This window comes from Kribbella sp. NPDC005582 (genome assembly GCF_040605415.1).
Taxonomy (GTDB): Bacteria; Actinomycetota; Actinomycetes; order Propionibacteriales; family Kribbellaceae; genus Kribbella.
In genome coordinates, this window is the sequence record NZ_JBEXCU010000003.1 from 382,631 (window position 1) to 406,967 (window position 24,337).

The 24,337-nt window shown below is 69.0% G+C and carries 18 protein-coding genes; 8 read left to right on the forward strand and 10 right to left on the reverse strand.

Annotation, left to right across the window (positions count from 1 at the left end; genetic code table 11):
• Positions 1-168: 168 nt before the first annotated feature.
• From ABZS29_RS19630 to ABZS29_RS19645, 4 genes are all read left to right on the forward strand, one after another.
• Positions 169-1,197, forward strand: coding sequence for a LacI family DNA-binding transcriptional regulator (locus ABZS29_RS19630; protein ID WP_355463675.1), 1,029 nt, complete (start codon positions 169-171; stop codon positions 1,195-1,197).
• Positions 1,194-1,778 (forward strand): HAD family hydrolase, encoded by a 585-nt coding sequence (locus tag ABZS29_RS19635; RefSeq protein WP_355463676.1) that lies wholly within the window; start codon positions 1,194-1,196, stop codon positions 1,776-1,778. The genes ABZS29_RS19630 and ABZS29_RS19635 overlap by 4 nt, the downstream gene beginning before the upstream one ends.
• Before the next feature lie 98 nt (positions 1,779-1,876).
• Positions 1,877-3,472: an RICIN domain-containing protein gene (locus ABZS29_RS19640; protein ID WP_355463677.1), complete on the forward strand. Its 1,596-nt coding sequence runs from the start codon at positions 1,877-1,879 to the stop codon at positions 3,470-3,472.
• 16 nt (positions 3,473-3,488) lie between these two features.
• Positions 3,489-4,289 carry an aldo/keto reductase gene (locus tag ABZS29_RS19645; RefSeq protein WP_355463678.1) on the forward strand — a complete coding sequence of 267 codons (801 nt, stop codon included), beginning with the start codon at positions 3,489-3,491 and terminating at the stop codon, positions 4,287-4,289.
• A 63-nt stretch (positions 4,290-4,352) separates the two neighbouring features.
• On the opposite strand, the gene ABZS29_RS19650 is transcribed toward ABZS29_RS19645, so the two are convergent.
• From ABZS29_RS19650 to ABZS29_RS19675, 6 genes are all read right to left on the reverse strand, one after another.
• Positions 4,353-5,630, reverse strand: a complete 1,278-nt coding sequence (locus ABZS29_RS19650; RefSeq protein WP_355463679.1) for an epoxide hydrolase — start codon at positions 5,628-5,630, stop codon at positions 4,353-4,355.
• Positions 5,631-5,729: 99 nt separating this feature from the next.
• Entirely contained in the window at positions 5,730-8,354 is a 2,625-nt protein-coding gene (locus ABZS29_RS19655) for an AAA family ATPase (RefSeq protein WP_355463680.1), read from the reverse strand.
• A gap of 39 nt (positions 8,355-8,393) precedes the next feature.
• Positions 8,394-9,038: a response regulator transcription factor gene (locus ABZS29_RS19660; protein ID WP_355463681.1), complete on the reverse strand. Its 645-nt coding sequence runs from the start codon at positions 9,036-9,038 to the stop codon at positions 8,394-8,396.
• Positions 9,035-10,162 (reverse strand): histidine kinase, encoded by a 1,128-nt coding sequence (locus ABZS29_RS19665; RefSeq protein ID WP_355463682.1) that lies wholly within the window; start codon positions 10,160-10,162, stop codon positions 9,035-9,037. The genes ABZS29_RS19660 and ABZS29_RS19665 overlap by 4 nt, the downstream gene beginning before the upstream one ends.
• Positions 10,159-11,652 (reverse strand): alpha/beta hydrolase, encoded by a 1,494-nt coding sequence (locus tag ABZS29_RS19670; RefSeq protein WP_355463683.1) that lies wholly within the window; start codon positions 11,650-11,652, stop codon positions 10,159-10,161. Before ABZS29_RS19670 ends, ABZS29_RS19665 begins: the two co-directional genes overlap by 4 nt.
• Before the next feature lie 114 nt (positions 11,653-11,766).
• The gene (locus ABZS29_RS19675) at positions 11,767-12,345 is read right to left on the reverse strand and encodes a TetR/AcrR family transcriptional regulator (RefSeq protein WP_355463684.1); all 579 of its coding nucleotides are present in this window, start codon (positions 12,343-12,345) and stop codon (positions 11,767-11,769) included.
• Between the two features lie 49 nt (positions 12,346-12,394).
• Here ABZS29_RS19675 and ABZS29_RS19680 point away from each other — a divergent pair, with 49 nt between their 5' ends.
• Positions 12,395-13,240 carry an SDR family NAD(P)-dependent oxidoreductase gene (locus ABZS29_RS19680; protein WP_355463685.1) on the forward strand — a complete coding sequence of 282 codons (846 nt, stop codon included), beginning with the start codon at positions 12,395-12,397 and terminating at the stop codon, positions 13,238-13,240.
• Positions 13,241-13,319: 79 nt separating this feature from the next.
• The gene (locus ABZS29_RS19685; RefSeq protein ID WP_355463686.1) at positions 13,320-14,078 is read left to right on the forward strand and encodes a carbonic anhydrase family protein; all 759 of its coding nucleotides are present in this window, start codon (positions 13,320-13,322) and stop codon (positions 14,076-14,078) included.
• Here the strand turns inward: ABZS29_RS19685 and ABZS29_RS19690 are convergent.
• Positions 14,075-16,360, reverse strand: coding sequence for a family 20 glycosylhydrolase (locus ABZS29_RS19690; RefSeq protein ID WP_355463687.1), 2,286 nt, complete (start codon positions 16,358-16,360; stop codon positions 14,075-14,077). The genes ABZS29_RS19685 and ABZS29_RS19690 overlap by 4 nt on opposite strands.
• A gap of 168 nt (positions 16,361-16,528) precedes the next feature.
• Here ABZS29_RS19690 and ABZS29_RS19695 point away from each other — a divergent pair, with 168 nt between their 5' ends.
• Together ABZS29_RS19695 and ABZS29_RS19700 are read left to right on the forward strand one after the other, a co-directional pair.
• Positions 16,529-17,671 carry an ROK family transcriptional regulator gene (locus ABZS29_RS19695; RefSeq protein ID WP_355463688.1) on the forward strand — a complete coding sequence of 381 codons (1,143 nt, stop codon included), beginning with the start codon at positions 16,529-16,531 and terminating at the stop codon, positions 17,669-17,671.
• Between the two features lie 35 nt (positions 17,672-17,706).
• Positions 17,707-19,779: an RICIN domain-containing protein gene (locus tag ABZS29_RS19700; protein WP_355463689.1), complete on the forward strand. Its 2,073-nt coding sequence runs from the start codon at positions 17,707-17,709 to the stop codon at positions 19,777-19,779.
• 17 nt (positions 19,780-19,796) lie between these two features.
• On the opposite strand, the gene ABZS29_RS19705 is transcribed toward ABZS29_RS19700, so the two are convergent.
• From ABZS29_RS19705 to ABZS29_RS19715, 3 genes are read right to left on the reverse strand one after another with little or no spacing between them, the layout of a single operon-like run.
• Complete coding sequence (locus ABZS29_RS19705) at positions 19,797-21,152, reverse strand: ATP-grasp domain-containing protein (RefSeq protein WP_355463690.1); 1,356 nt, start codon at positions 21,150-21,152, stop codon at positions 19,797-19,799.
• On the reverse strand, positions 21,149-22,360 hold the full coding sequence (locus tag ABZS29_RS19710; protein WP_355463691.1) for an MFS transporter: 1,212 nt from the start codon (positions 22,358-22,360) through the stop codon (positions 21,149-21,151). The genes ABZS29_RS19705 and ABZS29_RS19710 overlap by 4 nt, the downstream gene beginning before the upstream one ends.
• Positions 22,357-24,300, reverse strand: coding sequence for a PEP/pyruvate-binding domain-containing protein (locus ABZS29_RS19715; protein WP_355463692.1), 1,944 nt, complete (start codon positions 24,298-24,300; stop codon positions 22,357-22,359). The genes ABZS29_RS19710 and ABZS29_RS19715 overlap by 4 nt, the downstream gene beginning before the upstream one ends.
• Positions 24,301-24,337: the final 37 nt, after the last annotated feature.

Consider the following 24,337-nt stretch of genomic DNA (forward strand, 5'->3'; position numbering starts at 1 on the left):
CGCCAGTAAAAGGATGGGATAGTCGCGGCGCAATCGCGTGAAAAGAGACACCATCCTCCTTATGGAGGTTGAGGGAAATAAAAAGTGATCGATCCACTTCTGAGCCGGTAGCTAACCGCAGCCGGTGGAGGGTGTCAAGAGTTCGCTCGATCGGCTAACGTTCGGGGCGTGACCGATGCGGGGCGGAAACGGCCGTCGACCATTCACGAGGTGGCCCGGCTGGCCGGTGTCTCGCACACCACCGTGTCGCGGTACCTCCAGGACAAGGACAACCTGAAGCCGAAGACCAGGCTCAAGGTCGAGTACGCGGTGAAGGCGCTGGACTACCGGCCGAACCTGGTCGCGCGCTCGATGCGGACCCGGCGGACGAACCGGCTCGCGATCGTGCTCGCGACGGGTCCGCACTTCCCGGGCCGGCAACTGGCCGCTGCCTCCGAGGTCGCGCACCAGGCCGGCTATCAGGTCGAGGTGGTGAGCGTGGAGGGTGGCCCGCGGGCCCGGGCCGCACGCATCGACGAACTGGCCCGGTCGGGTCAGGTCGACGGGATCCTGGCCATGTCGTCGATCGATCTCAAGGTCACCAAGTCGCTCGGCGTACCGCTGGTCCGCAGCGAGAGCCACGACGAGAAACTCCGGGTGCTGGGGGACCTGGCCGGAGCCGCCGAGGTGCGCGAGATTGTCGAGCACCTCAGCTCGCTGGGACACCGGACGTTCCTGCACGTGGCCGGCGACCAGGAGTACGCCTCGGCCCGCAACCGGAAGAGCGTCTATCTGGAGACGATCGAGCGGCTCGGCCTGCACTCGTTCGGAGTGATCGACGGTGACTGGTCCGGCCAGTCCGGGTACGACGCGATCGCCGCGCTGCCGGCCGGTTGCGGAGTGACCGCGGTGGTGGCCGCCAATGATGTGGTCGCGATGGGGGTGATCCGCGGCGCGCGGGACCGCGGCTGGGAGGTGCCGCGTGACCTTAGTGTGTTCGGATGGGACGACGAGGACATGGGCCGGTTCGCGACCCCGGCGTTGTCGACGGTGGCCGTCGACCGCGAGGCCCAGGGCCGTAACGCGATCGCCCGGCTGCTCGCCGAGATCCGCGGTGAGCCCGCGCCGGAGCCGTCGGTCCACACCGTCAACCGCGTCATCCACCGAGAATCGACCGCGCCACCGCCCCAGGCGGACGGGCGCTCGGAGGCACAGTGAAGCTCTTCACCCGGCTGGCCGCGGCAACCGCCGCGGCCGGTCTCCTGTTCGCCCTGCCCACCACGGCAACGGCGACGCCCACCGCGGAACCACAATCCCGGTCCGCGCGGTGCTCGGTCGTCTGGTTCGATCTGGGCAACACCCTGGTCGACACCACGGTCGCCGGCCGGATGACCTGGATGGCGGGCGCTCAACGCCACCTCCGTCAGTTGCGGGCCGTCGGCGTACCGATCGGGCTGATCACCAACGTGCCGCCGGAGTGGGGTGCCACGGACGCCGAGCGCGCCGCGGCCACCAAGGCGTACGTCGACGGCCAGTGGGCCGAGGCGGACCCGTTCCCGTGGGCGTTGTTCGGCGACCGCATCCTGACTCCGCGGACAAAGGCCGAGTCGAAGCCGGCACTCGCCCTCTTCGAGCGCGGGAAGGACGACGCGGCGCCGTGCCGCTCCTTCTACGAAGGCGAGACACCGGCGGAGATCACCGCCGCCGAGCAAGCAGGCCTGACCGGCTACCTCATCGGTCAGCCGAACCAGCCGGCGTACCTGCCCGTGTGGCGCGTGCTTTTCCCCGCGCGGGACTGACGCGAGCTTGGGGTTGTCTACGGGGCGGATTGCTGCCATGGTGCTCAATACATCGTTGTAACCGATCCGTCCCCGCCCCGACGCGTTAGGTGGTTCCGATGAGACGTTTCCTGTTGCTGCTGGTCGCCGGCCTGGTGCTGGTCGCCGGCCCATTGCCGGCCTCGGCCCGGCCTGACGCTTCAGTCGCCAGCGGCACGCTGCTGCAACCGGCCGGGGCGAGCCTGTATCCACGCGCGATCCGGCTGCAGCACAGCGGTGCGGCCAACGGCCGAATCCTCGCGAGTGTGGTCTCGTTCCGAGGCTCCGCGAACGGCGTCGGTGTGATCCACGAGAGCACCAACGACGGCGCGAGCTTCGCCGAGGTCGGCACGGTCGCCGATCCGGAAGCCGCCACCAATCAGGGGCTCTGCTGCGCGACCCTGTTCGAGCTGCCGCGGCAGATCGGCGCGATGCCGGCCGGCACTCTGTTGTGGGCCGGTTCGGTCGGCGCGAACGACCGTCCGATGGGGATCCGGATCTGGCGGAGCAACGACCTCGGCCGATCCTGGAGCTACCTGTCGAACTGCGCCACCGCTCCGAATGACGGCGGCCTGTGGGAGCCCGAGTTCTCCGTGGCGGCGGACGGGCGGCTGGTCTGTCACTACGCGGACGAGACTGATGGAGTCCACAGCCAGAAGCTGATGGAGGTCCGCAGCAGTGACGGCGTGAACTGGACCGACCGGGTGCCGACCGTGCAGAGCACTACCGGCGGTCACCGGCCGGGAATGCCAGTGGTGCGGCAGCTGAACCCGAGCTTCTACGTCATGGTCTACGAGCTCTGCGGCCTCGGCGGCCAGTACGACTGCGTCGTCCACAAGCGCACCTCGAGCGACGGCTGGAACTGGGGCTCGCCGAGCGACCTCGGCATCCGGCCGCAGACCCTCGACGGCAAGTACTTCGCGCATGCGCCGACCCTCGCGGTGGCCGGGAACAAGCTGCTGCTGATCGGCCAGATCCTGCTCAACGGCAACGGTTCAGTTGCCGCGGACAACGGCCGGACGATCCTCGCCAACACCGAAGGTGGCAACGGCCCCTGGTACGAACTCGAGGCGCCGGTCCAAGTACCGAACCCGATCAACCATTACTGCCCGAACTACAGCTCACCGCTGGTCGGCTCCGCCGACGGCACGCGAGTCCTGCAGCTGGCCAGCGACTTCAGCAACGGCGACTGCCAGACCTTCTTCGCCACCGGCTCCGCTGTTGGGAGCGGTACCGACACCGGCGTGGCCGGCGGAGCGACGTACCGGCTGCTCAGTGCGCAGAGCACGTACTGCATGGACGTGGCGGCCGACTCTCGTGAGTACGGCGGCCGCATCCAGCAGTGGTACTGCAACGGCCTCGGCCCGCAGAACTTCCAGTTCACGGCGGAGGGGAATGGGTACTACCGGCTGAAGGGCCAGAACAGTCAGCTCTGCGTCGAGGTCACCAAGAACTCGTTCGAACCCGGCGCGAAGATCCAGCAGTACGCGTGTCAGGACGGCGGGTGGCAGCGGTGGAAGTTCGTGAACGTCGGCCGGAACTACTACCAGGTGGTAGGCCAGAACTCGGGCCTGTGCCTGGACGTGGCCGGCGGCTCGACGGCGGCCGGCGCGGATCTGCAGATCTGGTACTGCAACAACCTGCAGCCGCAGGTCTGGAAGCTCGAGCGGCAGTGAGACGTAAGGTTGAAACATGAATCTGAAGCTTGTGAACGGTACTGAGATCCCGGCGGTGGGTCTGGGCGTGTGGCAGGTCGAGAACGGTGCGGAGACCGAAGGGGCGGTGGCGGCGGCGCTTGAGGCCGGCTACCGGCTGATCGACACCGCGCAGGGCTACGGGAACGAGGAGAGCGTCGGGAAGGCGATCCGGGAGAGCGGGATTCCGCGCGAGGAGATCTTCCTGACGACCAAGTTCCTGCCGCACCACGACGACCCGTTCGTGGAGGCGCAAAAGAGCCTCGAGCGGCTCGGCACCGACTACCTCGACCTGTACCTGATCCACTGGCCGCAGGGCGGCCCGACCTGGGCCTGGCCGGGGATGGAGAAGGCGAGCGCGGCCGGCCTCACGAAGGGCATCGGCGTCTCGAACTTCAGCGCCGCCGAGCTGGCCGAGCTGGCGAAGGTGAGCGAGATCCCGGCCGCGGTGAACCAGGTGTACTTCAGCCCGTTCGCCTACCGCCGCGCGCTCCTCGAGGCCGGCAACGAGACCGGCCTGGTCACCCAGGCCTACAGCCCGCTGGGCACCGGCGACCACCTCACCGACCCGACCGTCGGCCGGATCGCCGAGGAGCTCGGCCGGACCCCGGCCCAGGTCCTGATCCGCTGGGGCGTGCAGAAGGGTATGTCGGTGATCCCGAAGTCGACGCACCGCGAGCGCATCGAGCAGAACTTCGCGGTCTTCGACTTCGAGCTCGACGACGCCACCGTCGCGGCCCTGGACGCCCTCGACACCACCAACGGCACCGCCGAGGCCCGCGAAGACAAGTGGTGGTGAAGTACTGACCGAACAGCCGGTGGGCGTCGGGCCCGCCCGACCGAGACGCCCACCGGCTGGTTGTCAGCGCAGGCCTCTGAAGGCGGTGCGCAGTTCCTGGGTGAGGAGTTTCGGCTGTTCCCAGGCGGCGAAGTGGCCGCCGCGGTCGACCTCGTTCCAGTGGATCAGGTTGCCGAAGGTCTGCTCGCCCCAGCTGCGCGGGGCGCGGTAGATCTCGCCGGGGAAGACGGTGACGGCGACCGGGACCCGGGGGATCGGTACGGCGTTGAACGGGCCGCCACCGGCTTGCGCGCCTTCCCAGTACGAGCGGGAGGACGACGTACCGGTGTTGGTCAGCCAGTAGAGCGAGATCGCGTCCAGGATCTCGTCGTAGCTGAGAACCTTCTCCGGTACGCCGTCACTGTCGGTCCACTCGGCGATCTTGTCGTAGTAGTAGGCGGCCATCGCGACCGGCGAGTCGGCGAGCGCGTAGCCGATGGTCTGCGGGCTCTGGTTCATCATCGCGGCGTAGCCGAAGCCGTCGCGGTAGAAGTGCAGCAGCCGGTCGTAGGCGACCTTCTCGCGTGCCGAGAGCGAGGCCGGCGCCGCGTCGAAGTTGCGCAGGTGGCGCAGGACGTCGGGCGGCACCGTGCCCGGCATGTTGATGTGGATCCCGAGCAGGCCCTCGGGTTCCTGCGTCGCCAGGACCTCGGAGATGATCGCGCCCCAGTCACCGCCCTGCGAGACGTACTCCTTGTAGCCGAGTCGCTGCATCAGCTCGTGGAACGCGGTCGCCATGTGGCCGGGGTTCCAGCCGACCTTGGTGGGCTTGCCCGAGAACCCGTACCCCGGCAGGGTCGGCAGCACGAGGTGGAACGCGTCCTCGGCCTTGCCGCCGTGCGCGGTCGGGTTGGTCAGCGGGTCGATCACCTTGAGCAGCTCGATGATCGAGCCGGGCCAGCCGTGGGTCATCAGCATCGGCAGCGCGTTCGCGTGCTTGGAGCGGATGTGCGCGAACTGGATGTCCAGCCCGTCGATCGAGGTGATGAACTGCGGCAGCGCGTTGAGCCTGTGCTCGATCTTGCGCCAGTCGTAGTGCGACCCCCAGTACTCCACGAGCGGCCGGAGCTTGGCCAGCTGCGCGCCCTGCGTACGGTCGGCAACGGTCTCCTGGTCGGGCCAGCGGGTGGCCTTGATCCGCCGCCGCAGATCCGTGATCGCGGCCTGCGGCACCTTGATCTTGTACGGACGGATCCGCGGGTCACCGGGCACCGGCGCCCCGTGCGCCAGGTTCGGTACGCCGAGCTGGACGGCGGCCGCACTCGCGGCGGCGAGGCCGAGGAACTGACGACGGTCGGTCATGGGGAGGGCTCCTTCTGCGTAGCGGACGGGATCTTGTCCGTCCACCATCGCCAGCGCGCTCCCGGGTCGCCCCAGTGAGCACACTGGGGTAGTCCCTGGTCACCGGGGCAAGGCGTCCCGCAGTTGCCGCCGCGACGTGATGCCGAGCTTCGCGAAGGTCTTGCGCAGGTGCCACTCGACCGTCCGCGGGCTGAGGAACAGCTGCGCGGCGATCTCCGGATTGGTCAGGCCGTCGCGAGCCAGCCCGGCGATCTGCGCCTCCTGCGTGGTCAGGTCGTTCACCGTCTCGACCGAGCGCTTCCGGACCGTCTCGCCAGTGGCGAGCAGCTCATGGCGTGCCCGCTCGGCGAACGCTTCGAGGCCCAAGGCGGTGAGGGTTTCGTGCGCCGTCCGCAGCTCGGCACGGGCATCGGCCCGACGACCCTCACGGCGCAACCATTCGCCGTACAGGAGCCGGCCGCGCGCGGCCTCGCCCTCCAGGCTGGTGTGGTCGAAGCACTCGATCGAACTCCGGTACGCCGCTTCGTCCGCCTCCAGCAGCGCCCGGACCCGCGCCTCGATCCCGCGACCCCAGTCAGTCGGTACGACGGCCGCCCGCTCAGTCGCCCAGGCCAGGGCAGACGCGACGATCTTGGTGTCGCCGGTCCGTGAAGCCGCCTCCGCGAGCTCGCCCACGACCAGAGCGCCGTACCCGATGGTGTCCTGGTCGAAGACCCACTGGGCCGCATCCCGGGCGAGCTCGTAGCGCCCGAGTCCGTTGTTCCGCACGGCTTCGGCGTACGTCGTCAGGACGCCGCGAGCCGTGATGCCGGCCTCGGTACCGCGGAAGGCGGCCAGCAGCACTCCGCCGTACTCGGCCGACTGCTTGCCGGTCGCTGCCGCGATCCGGCGGCGTTCCTCGACCATCCGGCCCGCCGCAGCGAGGTCGCCGGCGATGCTGTGCAAGGCCGCGTTGAAGTCGAGCGCGAACTGGAGTCGCAGCAAGGCACCCGTCTGCCGGGCGAGGCGTTCCTGCCGCGCGACCAGCCTGCGGGCGCTCTCGAAGTCCCACAGATCGACGGCCACAATCGCGCTGGCCAGATGCCCGGCTGCCTCGCCGGAACCGTCCCGAAGCTCGGCCGCGACCGCCTTGGCCAGATCAGGCGCGGCCTCGACGTATCCGCGGGTGAATCGCCGGGCCAGCGCAGGCAGCAACGACTCGGCCGGATCGCACGAGTCCGGTACGGCGGCCGCCGTCTCGCCGATGATTCCGGCGGCATCGCGCCCGGCCGCCCAGATGGCTGCCGTCAACGCCGCAAGGTGCGTGGTCTGCGCGAGGTCGGGCTTGAGCGGCTCGAGCTGCCGTGCCGCCGCGAGCAGCGTGGCTGCGGCTTCCCGGTTGTCGCCCTGGTCGAACTGGATCTGGCCGCGGAGCCGCTGGGCGAGCGCCGATCGCAGCTCATCCGGCGGACTGTTCTTCAGGTGGTCGAGCAGACCGAGAGCCGTGTCGAGCGCGCCACCGGCACACCGCGCGGTCGCAGCGGCCAGCAGCCGTTCGGCCCGGCGGTCGGGATCGAGAGTCAGCTCGACGGCCCGCTCGAGGAAGGCGCCGGCCGCGAAATGCCCACCGCGTTCGCGGACGCCGGCCGCCGACCGTTCGAGCTCGGCGGCGACCTCCTCGTCGGGCAGGGGAGCAGCTTGCGCGCGGTGCCAGGCTCGCCGAGCCGGGTCGCGATCCGGATCGGTCACCTCGGCCAAGGCGCGATGCGCGGCCTGCAGATCCGAGGCGATCGCCGTCCGGTACGCCGTCGAGCGGACCAGCGGATGCCGGAACCGGACGTGGGTGCCGAAGGTGATCAGCCCGGACTCAAGAGCCGCCGTGGCTGCCTCCGCGCCAAGCCCAAGTCGCTCGGCGGCGCGCCACAGCAGCGTCGGATCGCCGAGCGGTTCGGCCGCGGCCAGGGTGAGCAGTTGCCGGGCAGCGGGCGGCAGGGCATCCAGTCGTCGTTCGAAACTCTCCTCGATCAGCGTGGTTCGGCTCGAGCCGTTGGCGCGCTCGGCGCCGGTGTGCGGAAGTTCGAGCAGCGCGAGCGGATTGCCCTGCGCCTCGGCGACGATTCGGTCCTTGACCCGCGGGTCGACGAGTCCCGGGATCGAGGCCTCCAGCAACGTCTGGGCGTCGGCGCGGTCCAGACCGCCGAGCTCCAGCTCCGGCAACCCGGTGAAGTCGTGCTCGAAGCCGTCCCGGACCGCGACGATCATCACCACCGCCTCCGCGGTCAACCGGCGGGCGACGAAGGCGAGGATCCGCTCGGACATCTTGTCCAGCCACTGCGCGTCGTCGACCACACAGACCAGCGGCTGGTCGGCCGCCGCGTCGGCGAACAGGTTCAGCACGGCGAGGCCGACCAGGAACGCGTCCGGCGTCGGTCCGCTGACCAGGCCGAACGCCGTACCGAGGGCTTGGGCGAGCGGGGCCGGCAGCCGATCGCGCTGGGCTAGGAACGGCTGGCAGAGCGGATAGAGACCGGAGTAGGCGAGGTCCTTCTCGGCCTCGACGCCGGTCGTCCGGGTGAAGCCGCAGTCGCTGGTCCGGGTCACCAGTGCATCCAGCAGCGCGGTCTTCCCGACACCGGGCTCACCGCGCAATACCAGAACCGCGCTGCGCCCCGTCCGGGCCACAGCGATCAGCCGATCGAGTTCGGCGCTCTCCGCACGGCGTCCAACGAGCTCAGCTCCGGCCACCCCGAAATAGTACTGATCGACTGTGAAGATTCCGTGGTGCTACCGCACCAGTCCCGATTCCCACGCCCAGACGGCGACCTCGGTCCGGTTACGGGCGGTGATTTTGCGCTGGACCGCGGTGAGGTGCGACTTCACCGTCGACAGCGAGATCATCAGCTCCTTGCTGATCTCGGCGTTGGTCCGGCCGCGGGCGACCGCCATCGTGACGTCGATCTCCCGCTGAGTGAGAGCCGGTACGGCGGGCCGCGCCCGGCCTTGTTCGCTGAACTGGGCCAGTAGCCGAGTAGTGATCGAAGGGGACACCAGGGACTCGCCGTTCGCTGCCGCGTGCACGGCTTCGACCAGCAGCCGCGGCCCTGCGTCCTTCAGGAGGAAACCGCAGGCACCGGATCGGAGGGCCTCGTGCACGAGCTCGTCCAGGTCGAACGTCGTCACCACGAGCACCCGCAGCGGGTTGGCGACGTCCGGACCGGCCAGAATCCGGGTCGCGGCCAGGCCGTCCAGCAGCGGCATCCGGATGTCCATCAACGTCACGTCGGGCCGGAGTTCCTGGGCGAGAGCGACGGCCTGCTTGCCGTCGGCTGCCTCGCCGACCACCTCGACCCCGGGTTCGCGCTCCAGGATCAGCCGGAAGCCGGTCCGCACCAGCGCCTGGTCGTCGGCCAGCAGCACGCGCACGCTCATGAGCCCTCCTCGGGCAGGGGCAGCTCGGCGAGGACTCGCCAGCCGCGGTCGCCGTCCGGTCCCGTGGTCAACCGGCCGCCCAGCGCCTCGATCCGCTCGCGCATGCCGATCAGCCCGAAACCACCGGCGTTACGCCGGCCGCGGGTCACGCCGTCGTTGTGGATCGCGACCCGCAACTGGTGGCCTTCGGCAAAGACCGCGACCGTCACGTGCCGAGCCTCGGGCGCATGTCTGGTGACATTGGTGAGCGACTCCAGGACGACGCGGTGGACGGTCGAGACGGTCTCCGGAGCGACGGCCAGCTCGGCGAGACCGGGTGCCAGCTCGAGCACGACCCGATCGTTGCCGTCGACAACGGACTCGACCGCCTCGACCAGCCCGCCGGTGGTGACGGGCGGTGCGTCGGCCGGACTCCGCAGTACGCCGACCAGCCGCCGGACCGCGGCCAGCGCCTCCGCACCGGCCTGCTCGAGCTCGCCGAGCATCTCCTTCTCGGTGCCGTCGGCAACAACCACCTGGGCTGCCTGCGCGCGGACGACCACACCGGTGATGTGGTGCGCCACGAGGTCGTGCAACTCCCGCGCCAGGGCCAGCCGCTCGCGGTTCCGGGCGGCGGCCAGTGCGGCTTCGCGGCGGGTGACGCTGTCCCGAAGCATCAGCCCGACCGCCACTCCGATTCCCCACAGGATCGCCCAGAAGATGGCGACGGTGAGCCGCGGCTGGTCGGCGCCGTACCGCAGCAGCGGCCCGAGGACCATGGCCACCCCACCCAGTACGGCGAGCGCGCCGGCCCGGAGGGAGCCGAGCCGATGACAGCAGGCGCCGATCAGGAGCATCAGCCCCGTGGTCTCGCAGTCACCGGCGATCGGTGCGGACGGACTGGTGAGCAGGCCGATACCGCTGCACAGTAACGAGACTGCGACCGCCGTGGCCGCGAGCTGCCCGGTCCGGTCGGGGTAGCGCCGGCGCAGCAGCGCGAGTGCGCTGACGACCGCGCCCGACGAGTAGTAGAGAACCTCGCCGGGCTGGGCTCCGTCCAGGATGATCCGCCGGACCGCTTCGTCGACGTTGAGGCCGACGAGGAGCACGATCTCGGCGATCATCAGGGCGCGGGTGCGATTCACCGAGGCGCCGCCGCTGCGGAGCAGGCGTAGTCGTGCGCAGGGCGGACCCCGGTGGTCAGAAAGGTGGTGATCGGGTAGTTCGCGCACTGGTTGCGGCCGAACAGGTAGACACCGTGACCACCCGCGTCCGCCGTCACCATCGTCGCGCGCTCCCCCAGCGCCTGCCGCAGCTTCCGGGCTCCGGCCAGGGGCGTAGCGGGATCGCGGAGGTTCTGCACCATCAGCACGTTAGCCGGACCGTTGTCGCTGACGCGAACGGGCGGCTCGATCGAGTCCGGCCAGTAGGCGCACGGCTGGATGTTGGCCCCGGCCGCACCGAACAGCGGAAAGCGGATCCGGTCGAGGGCGACCGTGCGCTGGTAGGTCCGGACCGACGTCGGCCAGCGGGAGTCGTTGCAGATGATCGCGTAGCGGCCCGAGATGAGCGCGTCCGAACCCTCGGCCAGGGCGGTGGCCGGCGCGTCGAGTGCCTTCGGCGCCTGACCGGCGTCGAGTGCCTTCAGCAACTGCGCCAGGACGGGCAGCTGCGTCGGGCCGTAGGAGTAGGCGAACGTGAGCAGGCGGAGCATCGACCCGTCGAAGGCGACCCCGTCGACCGGCACCGGCTTCCGGTCGAGCTTGGCGGCGAGGGCGTGGTACCTCGCGGTCACCTGAGCCGGCGTCCTCCCCAAACCGTACTCGCGGAAGTTGGCCGCGACGTACGCCGCGATGTCCGGGAACCGGTCTTCGACTCCCTGCGACCACAGGCGATCGCCGGTGTAGTCCCAGCCGCCCGGGGCCAGGTTGCTGTCGAGCACGATCCGGTCGCTGCGGGCCGGGAAGAGCGTCGTGTACACGGCGCCGAGGTGCGTGCCCCAGGATGCGCCGAGGTACGAAAGCTTCTCCTCGCCGAGGGCGCCGCGGATCTGGTCCATGTCGCGGGCGGTGTTGGCGGTGGACATGAACGGCAACAGCGACGCCGTCTTCGAACTCCAGCACTGCTTGGCGATCTGCTGCACCTCGGTCGCGCGCTTCGCGACATCGGCCGCATCCTTCGCGTACGGCGGGATGTTGCCGTACAGCTGCTGATCCGCGGTCAGGTCGCAGGTGATCGGCGTACTGTGCCCGATCCCGCGCGGATCGAATCCGATCACGTCGTAGCTGTCGAGCACGCTCTGCGGCAGCTTCGCGGCCACCAGCGTGGCCGGATAGCCGAGGCCGGCGCTGGGCCCACCGGGATTCGTCAGCAGGATCCCGCGGCGCTGCTCCGGCTTCTTGCTGGCCAGCCGCGAGATCGCGATGTCGATCTTGGCGCCGGACGGATCACGGTAGTCGAGCGGCACCTGGAGGGTCGTGCACTGCATTCCGGGTGGAATGGGCACGCTCGGCGAGGCATCGGCTGGGCATGCGCTCCAGCTCAACTCCTTCGTGCTGTCGGCTTGCGACGTACTGGGGATCAGTGCCGTTGCCATGGTGGCGGCGGCAACGACCAGGGACAGGGACTTCCGCATCTCGAATTCCTCCCGAGCTGTGTGGACGCCCCAACCCTTCCGGCTCGCTCGCCGTCACACATCGCACGCGCGGTCACATCGCCCCGGTCAAAAGTACGAGACCGACCGACCTGCTCAAGGTGCTCCGAGGGCCCGGACGGCCAGCGTCGTCAGGGTGTCGGCGTACGCCTGGTCGAAGGGGTGCGTGCGCAGGATCCAGCGGTGGTAGATCGGGCCGAAGATGATCTCGACGGCGACATCGAGGTCGATGCCATCGGCAACCTGCCCAGCCCTTCGCGCGGACTCGAGCCGGCGCTTGGTCGCGGCCAGTTGCGGCCCGAGCACTCGGGTCAGCACCTGCTCGCTGAGGGCCTCGTCCTGTTGCATGTCGATCATCAGCGCGCGCAGGGTGGCCGAGGTGCCACCGTCGGCGAACTCGTCGACGGTGGCACGCAGAACCAGGTGTAGGTCGGCGGTCAGGTCGCCGGTGTCCGGCCACTCGACGTCCTGCTGATCCGCGGTCAGGGCCTCGAGCACGACCGCGCCCTTGGAGGGCCACCAGCGGTAGATCGTCTGCTTGCCGACTCCGGCGCGGGCGGCGATGCCTTCGATCGACGTCTTGGCGTAGCCGAGCTCGGCGACGGCCTCGGTGGCGGCCGTGAGGATGGCCGTCCGGGCGCGGTCGGAGCGGCGACGCTGGTCTTTACTTTCCATAAGCGAGACGATACGGTCCGTCTCGTTGAAGTTCAAGGGAGGCGTGCAGATGGCTTTGTGGTTGATCACCGGGGCGGGTCGAGGGCTCGGCCGGGCGTTCGCCGAGGCGGCGCTGGAGCGTGGTGATCGGGTGGTCGCGACGATCCGCCAGGACGGCGTACTCGACGACCTGGTCAAGCAGTACGGCGATCAGTTGGTCCCGCGGCAACTCGACGTTTCGTCGGCGGCCGAGGTGAGCCGGGTGATCACGGAGGTCGTCGAGACCGTCGGTGCGCCGGATGTCGTGGTGAACAACGCGGGCTACGGCTTGGTCGGCGCGATCGAAGAGCTCACCGAGGAGGAGATCCGGGCGCAGTTCGACGTCAATCTCTTCGGCGCGGTCTGGGTCACGCAGGCGGTGCTTCCGCATCTCCGGGCGCGTGGGTCCGGGCGGATCGTGCAGGTCTCGAGTGTCGGCGCGGTCGGGTACCTGCCGCTGTTCGGGGCCTACAACGCGACCAAGTGGGCGCTGGAGGGCTTGAGCTCGGCGCTGGCCGCGGAGGTCGCACCGTTCGGGATCGGTGTGCACCTGTTGCAGCTCGGCGGCTTCGCCACGGACTGGGCCGGTTCGAGCCTGCGCTTCAGCACCGCCAACCCGGCGTACGACGGCACTCGCGAAGGCATCCTCGGGATGCCGGACTACCCGACGCCGGAGCTGGTCGCCGCCGCCGAGCCGTCCACCGAAGAGTCGCCCGCCGTCGCCGCGCAGGCGCTACTGGCCTTGCTCGACGACCCCGAGCCACCGCTGCGCAAGATCATCGGTACCGGCGCGCACGACATGGTGCGGGCGGCGCTCGAGTGGCGGCGCGACGACTACCTGCGCGATCCGGCCTTCACCTGGCCCGCCGTGCAGTAGCGCGCGGGGGAGTCCGATACTGCTCGAGGCGACCGGATGAGGCCGGTCGCTTCGTCCGCCCACAGTTCGGAGAACACCCATGTCCGGTTTGACCCGGCGTTCCGTCCTTTTCGCCGTACCGGCCGCTGCCGCCGCCATCGCGTCCCCGGCGCTGATCAGCAGAGCGACCGCCGCCACCCCGCACCAGAGCCCGATCGACATCCGTCGTAGCGGCGCGGTCGTCAGCCACCAGCTGCCCGCGCTGCACGTGCACTACCCGCGGTCGCTCGACCTGGAAATCCGTTACGAGAGCAAGGATTCCGGCCAGCCCGGCGGCTGCGAGCACCGGACGGCCGAGGAGACCGTGCTGGCCGAGATCCCGGCCGGCGCGGCCTGGGTGACGCTCGGTGGCGTCCGCTACGACCTGGCCAACTTCCACTTCCACACCCGGTCCGAGCACCGCCTCGACGGCCACCAGTTCCCGCTCGAACAGCACTTCGTCCACCTCGGCCCGAACGGCGAGAAGCTGGTGATCGGCCTGTTCATCACCACCGGCGGTCACGGCGGCACCCTTCAGGACCAAGCCCTGGCCAGCGTTCCCGCCGAGTGCAGCGAGAACGTCAAGCTGCCCGCCGCCAACCTGGCCGGCGCACTCCCGGCCAACCTCTCGACCTTCCGATACGACGGTTCGCTCACCACCAACCCGTACTCCGAACCCGTCTCCTGGCTGGTCCTGAACCACATCCGCGAGATCAAGTCGACCTCACTGGCCCACTTCCAGTCCCGCTTCCCCGACGGCGACAGCCGCCCGTTGCAACCGCTCAACGGGCGAACCGTCGCCTTCCGTCCGCAGCACTAGTTGGTGCCGAACAGCCAGACCTCGTAGAGCGAATACCCGTACGTCGTTGCGCGCTTGGTGCCCTGCATCCGGACGAAACGCACCGGATCCGGGGCATCGAGCGTCACCTGGTCGTCCTTGCAGGTCGACGTGCCGACGGTGGCCGCATCACGCCAGGTGGTGCCGTCGGCCGACACCTGGATCCGGTATGACGACGCACAGGCGGCTTCCCAGAAGAGCCGGGCCGACGTGACGCGGCTCGGCTCGGCAAGCGCCAGTTGCAACCACTCGCCGTCGGTGTAGTTCGACGCCCAGCGCGTTGTCAGGTCGCCGTCGTTGACGTTGCGGGCGGCCAGCCGATCGAGACCGGCCTCCACCGACGATGCGGTGGCAGTCGCGCTGAACGACAGATGCTGCGACCCCGCCGGTGCTGCGGGAACCGTGCGTACCGGTAGTTGCCTTCGCGCGGTGAGCCGCAGACCGCGATGCGACGCCGGTACGTCGAGCGTGGCCGTCACAGTCCCGCTCGTCGCGGAGGCAGACGCAGTGAGGCGCCAGCTCCAGACGGTAGACTGCCCCGGATCGAGCTGCGACGCGCCATGCGTAGCAACAGTCGCAGTGACACCGAACAACTTCGGGGCGATCCCCGTGAGCTTCGCCGAGCTGCGGTTCGTCACCGTCGCGCTGAGAATGACCGACTCGCCGGCGGGCAATGGCTTCGGACTCTCGACAGTGATGCCGATCCGCGGATCGCCGGTGCTGGTCAACGTGCTCGCGATCAGCTCCGTACCAGGCCCGTTGCCGAGAGCCCCTATCCGCTCGAGGAACGCGTCGTAGGTGAGGCCGGAATCCTTGCCCCGCCACATCTTCTGACCCAGGACGCCGAAGGTCGGCTCGATCAGGCGGTGCACGTCGAGAGCGTCGTACTCGGCGTGGACGAGGTCGTTCCAGACCGCGGACATCGCGCCCCGGAGCAACGGTTCGCCCGCATCGACGGTCTGGTTGCCGGGGAACACGTTCGGCTGCCAGTTGTCGAACAACCAGCGGCCGTCGAGCCCGTTGCCGTGGTAGTAGTTCGCGAACGGGATGACGTACAGCAGCGCGTCGTTGGTGTTGATCACCGGATAGCCGTCGGCGATCGCCTGCTGCGGTCCGTACCAGCTGTTGTTCCACGAGTTCATCGTCACGTCGCGGTCGTAGCCGGCGGCTCCACCGGACATCACCGACAGGCTGCCCCACGCCGACGGGCTCTTGCCCAGCGAGCGCACGTGCGCGGTGATGTCGTTGAAGTACTGCCGGTACTGCGTCGCATACTCCCGCGGGTACTCGTCGGCGCCGACGTGGACGGCCGGCCCGCGGAACCATGGCGTGAACTCGTCGAAGACCTGCTTCATAAAGGTTGTGGTGGCGGGCTTGCCCAGGTCGAGATGATCGGAGCTGCCGCCGTTCAGCCCGAGTGCGGGATCGAACTTGATGAAGGCCCGGGCATGAGCTGGGGCATCGATCTCGGGCACGATCGTGACGTGATGGCCGGCCGCCACGGTCTCCAGCCGATCCCAGTCCGCGCGGGTGAAGGCGCCGTCCTTGGCCGCGAGTCCGGCGAACCGCGGGTTGTCCGACGCGAGCCGGAAGGCGGACTGTGCCTTCGACCAGTCGCCGCCCGGCGGACTGATCTCGTTGTCGTTGAGGTGCAGCTGGAAGGTGTTGAGCTTGAACCAGCTCAGGTAGCGCACCGAGTCCCGGATGTACTGCTGATCGAACCACCGGCGGCCGACGTCGAGCATGAAGCCGCGGACCGCGTAGTTCGGCCAGTCCACCGCGCTCCCGATCGGCGCCGTCGCGAGCCCGGGAGTCTCGCGGACCAGCATCTGCAGCAGACTGCGGCTCGCCCAGAACGCGCCGGTCGCCGTCCGGCTGACGATCTCCACCCGATCGCCGACCTGCAGCCGGTAGCCCTCCTTGGCCGCGACCTCGGTGTCCGGGCCGACCTCAGCAGCAGGATCAAGTTTCAGTACGACGTCGCCGGCGCGCGGCCGGGCGTCGACCGCGACCCGGACGTTCCAGCCGGCGATCGCGTCCAGGTCGGTCGCGACCTGCTCGGCCGTGCTGTGCAGCGCGCCGGCATCGGCCGGTCGCACCACGACTCGGGTTCCGGGCCGCAAGGTGAGCCGGCCGGTCCCGCCGGTCCACTGTTGCAGTGACGGCACCACGGCAGGCGCGGGGTTCGGTGGTGCTGGGGAGGCGGTGGTCCCGCTGGGGACCGCGATGGTGGTGAGGAGCAGGGCGAGGGCCAGAGACTTCATGCACGGTCCTTTGGAGTGATTGTTTCTGCTCGAAACATCTCAAAAGATTCAAGTTGACGCATACCGTGACAGCCGGATCTGACCTCGTCAAGCGTGGAACCGAGCTCTTGACTATCTAAGACCATTTAAGTAAAACCATCTTAGAAACCAAGCCGCGGAGGAGGCACGATGGCGTTCCAGCAGGTGTCGTCGCCGCGGCAGCAGGCGCCCGGGCGGACCAAGGCGCGGACGCAGGACAACCGGATCCACAACCGATCCCTGGTCCTCGCGACGCTCTACCACCAGGGGCCGATGACCCGGTCCGAGCTGACCCGCGCCTCCGGGCTGACCGCGCCGACGATCTCGGCGTTGGTCGGTGACCTCGAGACGGACGGACTGGTCACGGAGACCGGCCCGCGCGAGGGGCCGCGGCTGGGTAAGCCGGCCAATCTGGTGCGGATCGACGACGACAACACCAACCTGGTCGTGCTCGATCTCTCACACAGCGACCGCTTCACCGGCGCGGTGCTCAACCTGCGCGGCGAGCTCGTCCGCCGCAGCGAGGTCGCCCTCGGCGATGCGCTGGGCGACGACGCCCTCAGGCTGGCCTTTCGGCTCGCCGACAACCTGATGCGGCTCGCGCCCCGGCGCGTGCTCGGTATCGGAGTCGGTACGCCGGGCATCGTCGACGGGACCGGCATCATCCGGCAGGCGGCGCATCTGGGCTGGCTCGACCTGCCGCTGGCCGAGCTGCTCAGCCGGCGGCACGCCGTACCGGCGTACGTCGGCAACGACATCAACCTGGCCGCCCTTGCGGTGCTGCGGTTCCGCGAGACAGAGGCCCGCAACCTGATGGTGGTCTCCATCGAGCACGGTGTCGGTGCGGGTCTCGTGGTCGGCGGTCAGCTCGTCGAGGGTGAGCAGTTCGCCGCGGGCGAGATCGGGCACGTCACGGTCGACGACGGCGGCGACGAGTGTGTCTGCGGACGCCGCGGTTGTCTCGACCTGGCGATCTCGGCAACCCACTTGCAGCGGCGGCTCGACGCCGTACCGGAGCACGATCGGCCTGCTGCGCTCGCGGCGGCCGGCCGCGCGCTGGGGATCGTGCTCGCCCCCATCAGCAGTGCGCTCAATCTCGACGAAGTGGTGCTCACCGGTCCGGCCGGGCTGATCGACGGACCACTGCTCGAATCCGCGACGGCCACGGCCCGGTCGCGCACGCTCACGCCGATCAGTTCGGCACTGCAGGTCAGGTCGCTGGCCGGCGACGCGGACCTGATCCAGCTCGGCGGCGCCTGTCTGGTGCTGTCGGGACAGCTCGGCATCTGGTAACTCCCACCCCGAACGCTCAGTCTCGGAGGACCGCCATGCTCCGCACCTCTGCTCGACTTGCCCTGGCGCTGGTCGCCATCACCTCGACCCTCGGCGTACCGACCGCGACCGCGGCGACTGCCGGCACCATCACGATCGGATCGAAATGTCTCGACGACGCCGACTTCGGTACGGCGAACGGGACGGTCATCCAGCTCTTCACCTGCAACGGGTCCTCGGCCCAGGCCTGGACGTGGAACGACGACGGCACGGTGCGTGTCTTCGGCAAGTGCCTCGACATCACCGGCGCCTCCGACGCGACCGGCGCTCTGGTCCAGCTTTACACGTGCGTGCCAGGCGTACCGCAACAGCTGTTCAAATACCTGCCGGACCAGACGATCTACAGCGTGAGGTCGGGCAAATGCCTTGCTGTGCAAGGCGGTGCGTTCGTGAACCTGGCCCGGATCGGGCTCGCGCCGTGCAACCCGGGCGAGGCTGCGCAGCGGTGGGGTGCGGCCACAGCTCCGCCGCCGAAGTACAACCTGACCTCGGGCGCGGCCGTGCAGTACACGCGTCCCGACGACACCCCGGCCGCCACCTTCGTGGACAAGGACGGCAAGTTCTACTACCAGCAGGCACACGCCCTGTACGGCGCGGACGAGGAGCGCAAGTGGAGCTTCTACACCGGCGCAGACTTCGACTCGAGCGCGCTGTCATCGATCAGCAACGTCGACACCACCGCGCGCTGCAACAACAGCCCGACCGGACTCGAGAGCACGTGGGCACCAGCCGGCAGCGGCTACTCGCAACGCAACTACTGCGATCTCAGCGGCGTGTGGGTCGATCCCGACACCGGCGACTGGTACGGCCTGGTGCACAACGAGTTCACGCCGCAGCCCTTCGGTGACGGAATGCACTACGACTCGATCGACACCGCGGTCTCCAAGGACCAGGGCCGTACGTGGACGATCACCGATCACGCGATCACCTCGCCGTACAGCACGGCTCGTAACGACACCACGCAGTTCCCCGCGGCGACGTACTACTACGGGGACGGCGATCAGCGGCTCTTCGTCGACTACGCCTCGGGCTACTTCTACGCCTTCTACGCCTCGCGCGCGCTGAACAAGAGCGGCGGGGGAGCGGTCTGGCTGCAGCACGTGGCCCGGGCGCCGATCACGGGCAAGATGGCCCGCAGCTCCTGGAAGAAGTGGTACGACGGCGCCTGGCAGACACCGGGCGTCGGTGGTGCCGAGAGCAACATCATCCCGGCCGAGGGTCTCGGATCGGGATACACCGCGACGGACTACAAGCCGGCGACGGCCGGCAACGTGCAGGACCAGGTGCAGCAGGGCAAGCTGCCCGACAACTCGCAGCTCGCCGTGATGAACGTTGCCTGGAGCGCCTATCTGGGCAAGTACATCGGTACGCCGCAGAACAACGTCGCGCAGGCGACCGACACCAAGACCCCACTGCACTTCTACGCCACCGACGACCTGGCCACCCAGAAGTGGACCGACATCGGCAGCGTGGCCGACCAGCCCAGCGGCGCCTGGTACCGCTGGCTGCTCGACTCCGGCAACCGCACGAGCTCGACGATCGTCGGCAAGACCTTCCGGTCCTACTGCTCCTTCTACTGCTCGACCTACAGCGGCGAGTACGCCGACATCACGATCACCCCGAAGTCGTCGGCGGATCTGCCGACCGCGCCGGTCACGGCCGGTACGCCGTACCAGATCCGGAGCGCGAGCAATCAGTACCTGATTCAGAGTGGTTCCAGTGTCACGACCAGCTCGACCTCGTCGACGCAACGGTGGAAGTTCACGCCGACCGGCGACGGCTTCTTCACCATCACCAACGCGTCCTCGGGACAGGCGCTCTCCGTGCCAGCGGGCGACGCCGGCCGTGCGTGGAACGCCGGTCTGACGCTGGGCGGCGCTGGAACAGTCGGTCAGTGGTCAATCCAGCAGGTGAAGACCTCACCCGCCCCGAGCGGACCGTCCACCCCCACCGGCTCCTACCGGCTGATCAACCGACACAGCGGCCTCGCCCTCAACCTCTCCACCCAGACCGCCCAGACAACCCCTCAACGCACAGCGCAGGACACCCAGCTCCTGACCTTCGGCTGACTGGCCCTGTTTCAGTCCTAGGACAACGAGGCCAGTGCGGTCTCCATGCCGTCGAGGATTGCGCGGCAGTCGCGGAGCAGGGTCGGGGCGTCGTTCGCGGTGAGAAGGAAGACACCCAGCCAGTTTCGCGAGCCGCCGGACGGGTCGAACCGCGGCACCTGGGTGCCGGTCGGCAGCATGAACGCGGGCACCGGCTCGACCGTGCTGCCGTCCGACAGCAGGCGCGACCAGTCCACCTGCTCGGGATTCCACAGCGGCTGGGTCTGCCACGGCGTACCGTCGGCGGCTGCCGGTACGACGGCGACCGAGGCCGCCGCCCGGCCGCCCTCGACCAGCATCGCCGGTGGGTACTCGACCTCCTCACCGAGCTGCTCGCGGATCAGCATGCCGATCGGGTCCAGGTCGAAGGCGATCTCGACCTGCCGCGTGGTCAGCAGACCGCCGAAGCGGGCGCCGACCTCGATCACGACCAGTTCGCCGTCCGCACGCAGCTTGAGCTCGGTGTGCGTACCGCAGGTGTCGAGTCCGAGCGCGTCGACCGCTCGCCGCGACACCTCCTCGATCCGACGCTGCAACTCTTCCGAGAGGACACAGGGCGACGTACTGGCGACCTCGATGTACGGCGGAACCGTCGGCAGCTTGGCGGTGATCGCCAACGGGTGGTAGGTGCCCTTGGCAACGATGCCCTCGACGCTCAGGTAGTCGCCGTACCCGTCCTCGGAGTACCAGCCCTCCGTGGTGCCGTCCATGATCTCTTCGACCAGGCGGTCGCCGTCGGTGTTCTGTACGTACAGCTCGTTCATCCCGACCTGGCCGCCACGGTGGAGAGCCTGCTCGATCTCCGCCCACGCGTCGGCGACCTGGTCCTGCGAGGTCAGCACGAGCTGCGCCACGGAGCCCGCGCCCCAGGCCGGCTTGAGCAAGAGTGGCGGCGTCAACGCGGCCAGCGCGCCGCGAAGGTCGGCGGCCGAATCGACCCGGCGGAAGCGGGGGATCGGTACGCCCGCAGCTTGCCACGCCTGGCGCATCAGCCGCTTGTCCCGCGCTGCCCGGATGCCCGGTCCGGCTCCGGCCAGCCCGAGCCGGTCGGCGGCGTTGGCTACAGCCAGTACGGCGAATTCGGACAGCGTGAACAACGCATCCGCGCCGATCTGCTGCGCGTGCTCGATGATCGCCTCGACCACCGGTTCGCCGGGTGTCAAACCGCCGGGGTGCACGGTGATCGAGGTACAGCAGGGCTCCCAGACTGCCTTGGCTGCTTCGGGCAACGGCGACAGCGCGAGCACGTGCAGCTCACCGCACGCCGCGAGCCGCGGAAACGCGGTCTCGAGCGGGGCGCCACCCTTGACGTAGACATAGAGGATCTTTTTCACGCGAGGCTCTCCTTGGTGGCCGCGCGATCGCGGCTGCGAGTGACAAGTACGGCGAGGACGACCATCGCCACCGTGACGGCGGCGGCCAGCGCGACCAGGAACTCCGGCATCGCGCCGCGGGCCAGGAACCCGCCCATGACGAACACGACCAGCGCGCAGACGGCGCGGTCGGCGAGGGATTCGATCGACAGCAGGGTCGCGCGGCGGGCCGGTTCGGTGATCGCCTGGTTGACCAGCTTGCGTTGCACCGGAAAGGCCAATCCGGAGGCCAGCGAGAATACGGCGAGACAAGCCATCGTCCCGACCAGTCCCAGCGGGATGACGGAGGCCAGCGCGATCGCCATCAGCACGGTCAGCACCAGCACCACCCGGATCTGCCCGAACCGCGCCAGTACGGCGGACCGCGCAGCGCCGGCGACCTCGAACACGGTCGTGGCGGCCATCAGCACGCCGAACCAGTGCAGCGGCAGATGCTTCGACTCCAGGATCGGCTGGAAGAGATTGGCCTGCCCGATCCGGACCAACGTGAACACGGCGATGCCTTGCGCCATCAGCAACATCAGCCGTTTCGCCTTCACCAGCGAGCGAAAAGCACCGGCCAACGCAGGAAGGACGGGATCGATCGTGGCGGGTCCGGTGACCGGCAACGCAGGAAAGCCCAAGGCGATCACGGCCGCGATCCCGCAGGTCACCGCCGACAAGACGTAAGGCGACGGACCCCACCAAGCCGTCAAAAACCCAGCCGCCGGCAGACACACGATCCGCCCGATCAGCGTCCAGGCCCGCGCCGACCCCTCGGCCCCCTGGTACGACGCCTCGTTGCCGGTCCGCTGCAGGTATTCGTACAGGTAGGCACTGCCCGCGCCCGAGAACAACGAGTGCGCCAGCGCGATCAGCAGGAACTGCATCAGGAAGCCCGCGAACGTCGGCTGCCAGACCGGGATCACGTTCGCCACCACGAGGATGGCCGCTCCGCCCTGCAAGCAGCGCCGGTAGTCGAACCGGTCCGCGATCATCCCGGTCGGGATGTCGAACAAGCAGAACGCCAGATAGAAGATGCTCTGAATCGAGAAGATCTCCGTGTCCGACAACCCGGCCGACCGCTGGAACACGTAGAAGACCGGCAACCACCACAGCAGCCCGGCGAACAGCTGGAAAGCGTTGTAGCGACGAATCACCCGCGTCGCATCGGCGGTCCGCGGGCTCACGCGGCGAGCTGGTACGGACGGCACTGCAGCAACACGATCCGGTCGCCGTCAACCAGCCACTCGACATCCACCGGCGCGTCGACGGGTCCGTCGGCGCCCGCGAAGTGGGCCTGCAGCAGCCGGCCGATCAACGCCAGCCGACCCAACGTCGCCTTGGCCTGATCATCCACATCCACACCATCGGTGCCCAGGGCAACCGTCCGGCTGCCGCCCTCCATCGTGTTGTAAAGGTGCTGTAGTGGGTCCCCGGCACCGGAGACGACGTCGTCGACGGAGTTGCGGGCAAGGTTCAGCAGGACGGACCGGAAGTCGGCCCGGTCGAGCGGGTTCGTGGTGACCATGACGCCACCGAGCGCGCCGTCGAGCTGCTGCTGGATGACGACACCCATGAAGCAGTCGGACAGCCCGATTCCCGCCTCGTCCCGGAGCAGCACGCCGCGCGTGGTGACCAGCGACGCCCAGACCCGTTGGATGGCGTGGACGACGTCCTCGATCGACTCGACCTCGGGAATCGACTCGTAGATGCCTGCGGCGGAGAAGCCGATCAGGTCCTCGGCGTTCGACGAGCTCCGGACGACGACCCGGCCCGCGCCGGTGAGATGCCGCAGTACGGCGTCCTCGATCAGCGTGCGCAGATCGGCCGGCAGCGGGCTCTCGCGGATCAGCGCGCCCAGTTCGGCGCACAGCCCGTCGACCTCACCGCCGAGCGCGAGCGCCATTTTCAGTTTGCCGATCGTCTGCTGAATCGCAGGCGACGACTCCAGGAACTGCTGCTGCAACGCGAACGGCAGCGCGATCCCACGCGGGACGACGACCTGCTCCTTAACCATCCGCAACACCGCCTGCGACAGCTCGCTCTGGTCGATGCTCGACGTTCCGAGGTGCCGAGCCAGGTAGTCGAGCAGGTGCGGCCGCGGCGGCCGCGGCGCACTGTAGAACCCAAGCCAGTAAGGCGATCCGTCCCGCAGTACGGCGGTCAGCTCGCCGAGGTTCGCGGCCTTCGTACCGAACCGATGGGCATCGCTCGCCCGCAACTCCTCCAGCGGCAGGATCTGCGCCGCGGCGAGGTCGGGCTTGCCGATGTCGACCTGCGTGATCGCCCACGACGGTCCGGCGTCGATCGAGTCCGGCCGCGCGATCTCCTGAACCGCAACCTCCGCCGCGGCCGGATCCACGGTCACCGCGACCCACGCGCCGTCGAGCGTGGCCAGGTCAGCGAGTGCGCCCTGCTGAATGGCGTTCGGGATACCCCAACCGGCCGCGAGCACGTTCGTGTGCGACAGGGGAGTGGTGTGCCGCGAGTTGATCAGCCCCGAGACCCGCGGGATGTCGTCGGGCATCCGGTCCATGACCAGTACGTCGTACCAGCGCACGGGGTCGGTCGTCGTCCGGTACGCCTCCTCGGACGTGAACACGCGGAGCCGGCCGGTCGTCGTACCGGGGTTGAGCGGCACGTACGGCGCGGTCGAGTAGAGCTCGTGCGCGAGGATCCGCGGGATGCCGTCGGCGGGGAAGCTCTCCTGCAGATGGTTGGCGGGCTTCAGCAGCACCGGAAGGCTGTCGTCCACGAGCTCGCGGACCGTCCGGTAGAAGGTGTGCAGCAGCTCGACGCTCATCGTGTCGACCTCGACGGTCTCCAGGCTGAAGAACAGGCCGCCGTACTCCGGGCGGTTGTGCAGCGCGAGCGTGCCGAGTAGGAAGCGCCGGTCCGCGGCGCGGTAGACCGAGTCGTTGAAGGCGTCCAGGTTCCGGGCCAGTTCGGCCCGCGTCATGCCGAGGATCCGCTCGGCGACGTACTGGACGTGGAGCAGCCGATCGGCGCCGTCGATCAGGTGCACGATCGACGTCTCCTGATCGAGCACGAGCTTCACGTACGGATACCCGGCGACCGTGGTCGCGAGACCTTCGAAGTCGGTCAGGGTGAAGTGGGCATGGGGCAACGCGGGAATTGTGGGGGCGGTAGACACGAGAGATCAC

Bases quoted from the DNA above. Each gene is read 5' to 3' on its own strand.
- ABZS29_RS19640 (WP_355463677.1), top strand. From the start codon at position 1,877: ATGAGACGTTTCCTGTTGCTGCTGGTCGCCGGCCTGGTGCTGGTCGCC.
- ABZS29_RS19645 (WP_355463678.1), top strand. From the start codon at position 3,489: ATGAATCTGAAGCTTGTGAACGGTACTGAGATCCCGGCGGTGGGTCTG.
- ABZS29_RS19650 (WP_355463679.1), bottom strand. From the start codon at position 5,630: ATGACCGACCGTCGTCAGTTCCTCGGCCTCGCCGCCGCGAGTGCGGCC.
- ABZS29_RS19660 (WP_355463681.1), bottom strand. From the start codon at position 9,038: ATGAGCGTGCGCGTGCTGCTGGCCGACGACCAGGCGCTGGTGCGGACC.
- ABZS29_RS19670 (WP_355463683.1), bottom strand. From the start codon at position 11,652: ATGCGGAAGTCCCTGTCCCTGGTCGTTGCCGCCGCCACCATGGCAACG.
- ABZS29_RS19675 (WP_355463684.1), bottom strand. From the start codon at position 12,345: ATGGAAAGTAAAGACCAGCGTCGCCGCTCCGACCGCGCCCGGACGGCC.
- ABZS29_RS19680 (WP_355463685.1), top strand. From the start codon at position 12,395: ATGGCTTTGTGGTTGATCACCGGGGCGGGTCGAGGGCTCGGCCGGGCG.
- ABZS29_RS19685 (WP_355463686.1), top strand. From the start codon at position 13,320: ATGTCCGGTTTGACCCGGCGTTCCGTCCTTTTCGCCGTACCGGCCGCT.
- ABZS29_RS19690 (WP_355463687.1), bottom strand. From the start codon at position 16,360: ATGAAGTCTCTGGCCCTCGCCCTGCTCCTCACCACCATCGCGGTCCCC.
- ABZS29_RS19695 (WP_355463688.1), top strand. From the start codon at position 16,529: ATGGCGTTCCAGCAGGTGTCGTCGCCGCGGCAGCAGGCGCCCGGGCGG.
- ABZS29_RS19700 (WP_355463689.1), top strand. From the start codon at position 17,707: ATGCTCCGCACCTCTGCTCGACTTGCCCTGGCGCTGGTCGCCATCACC.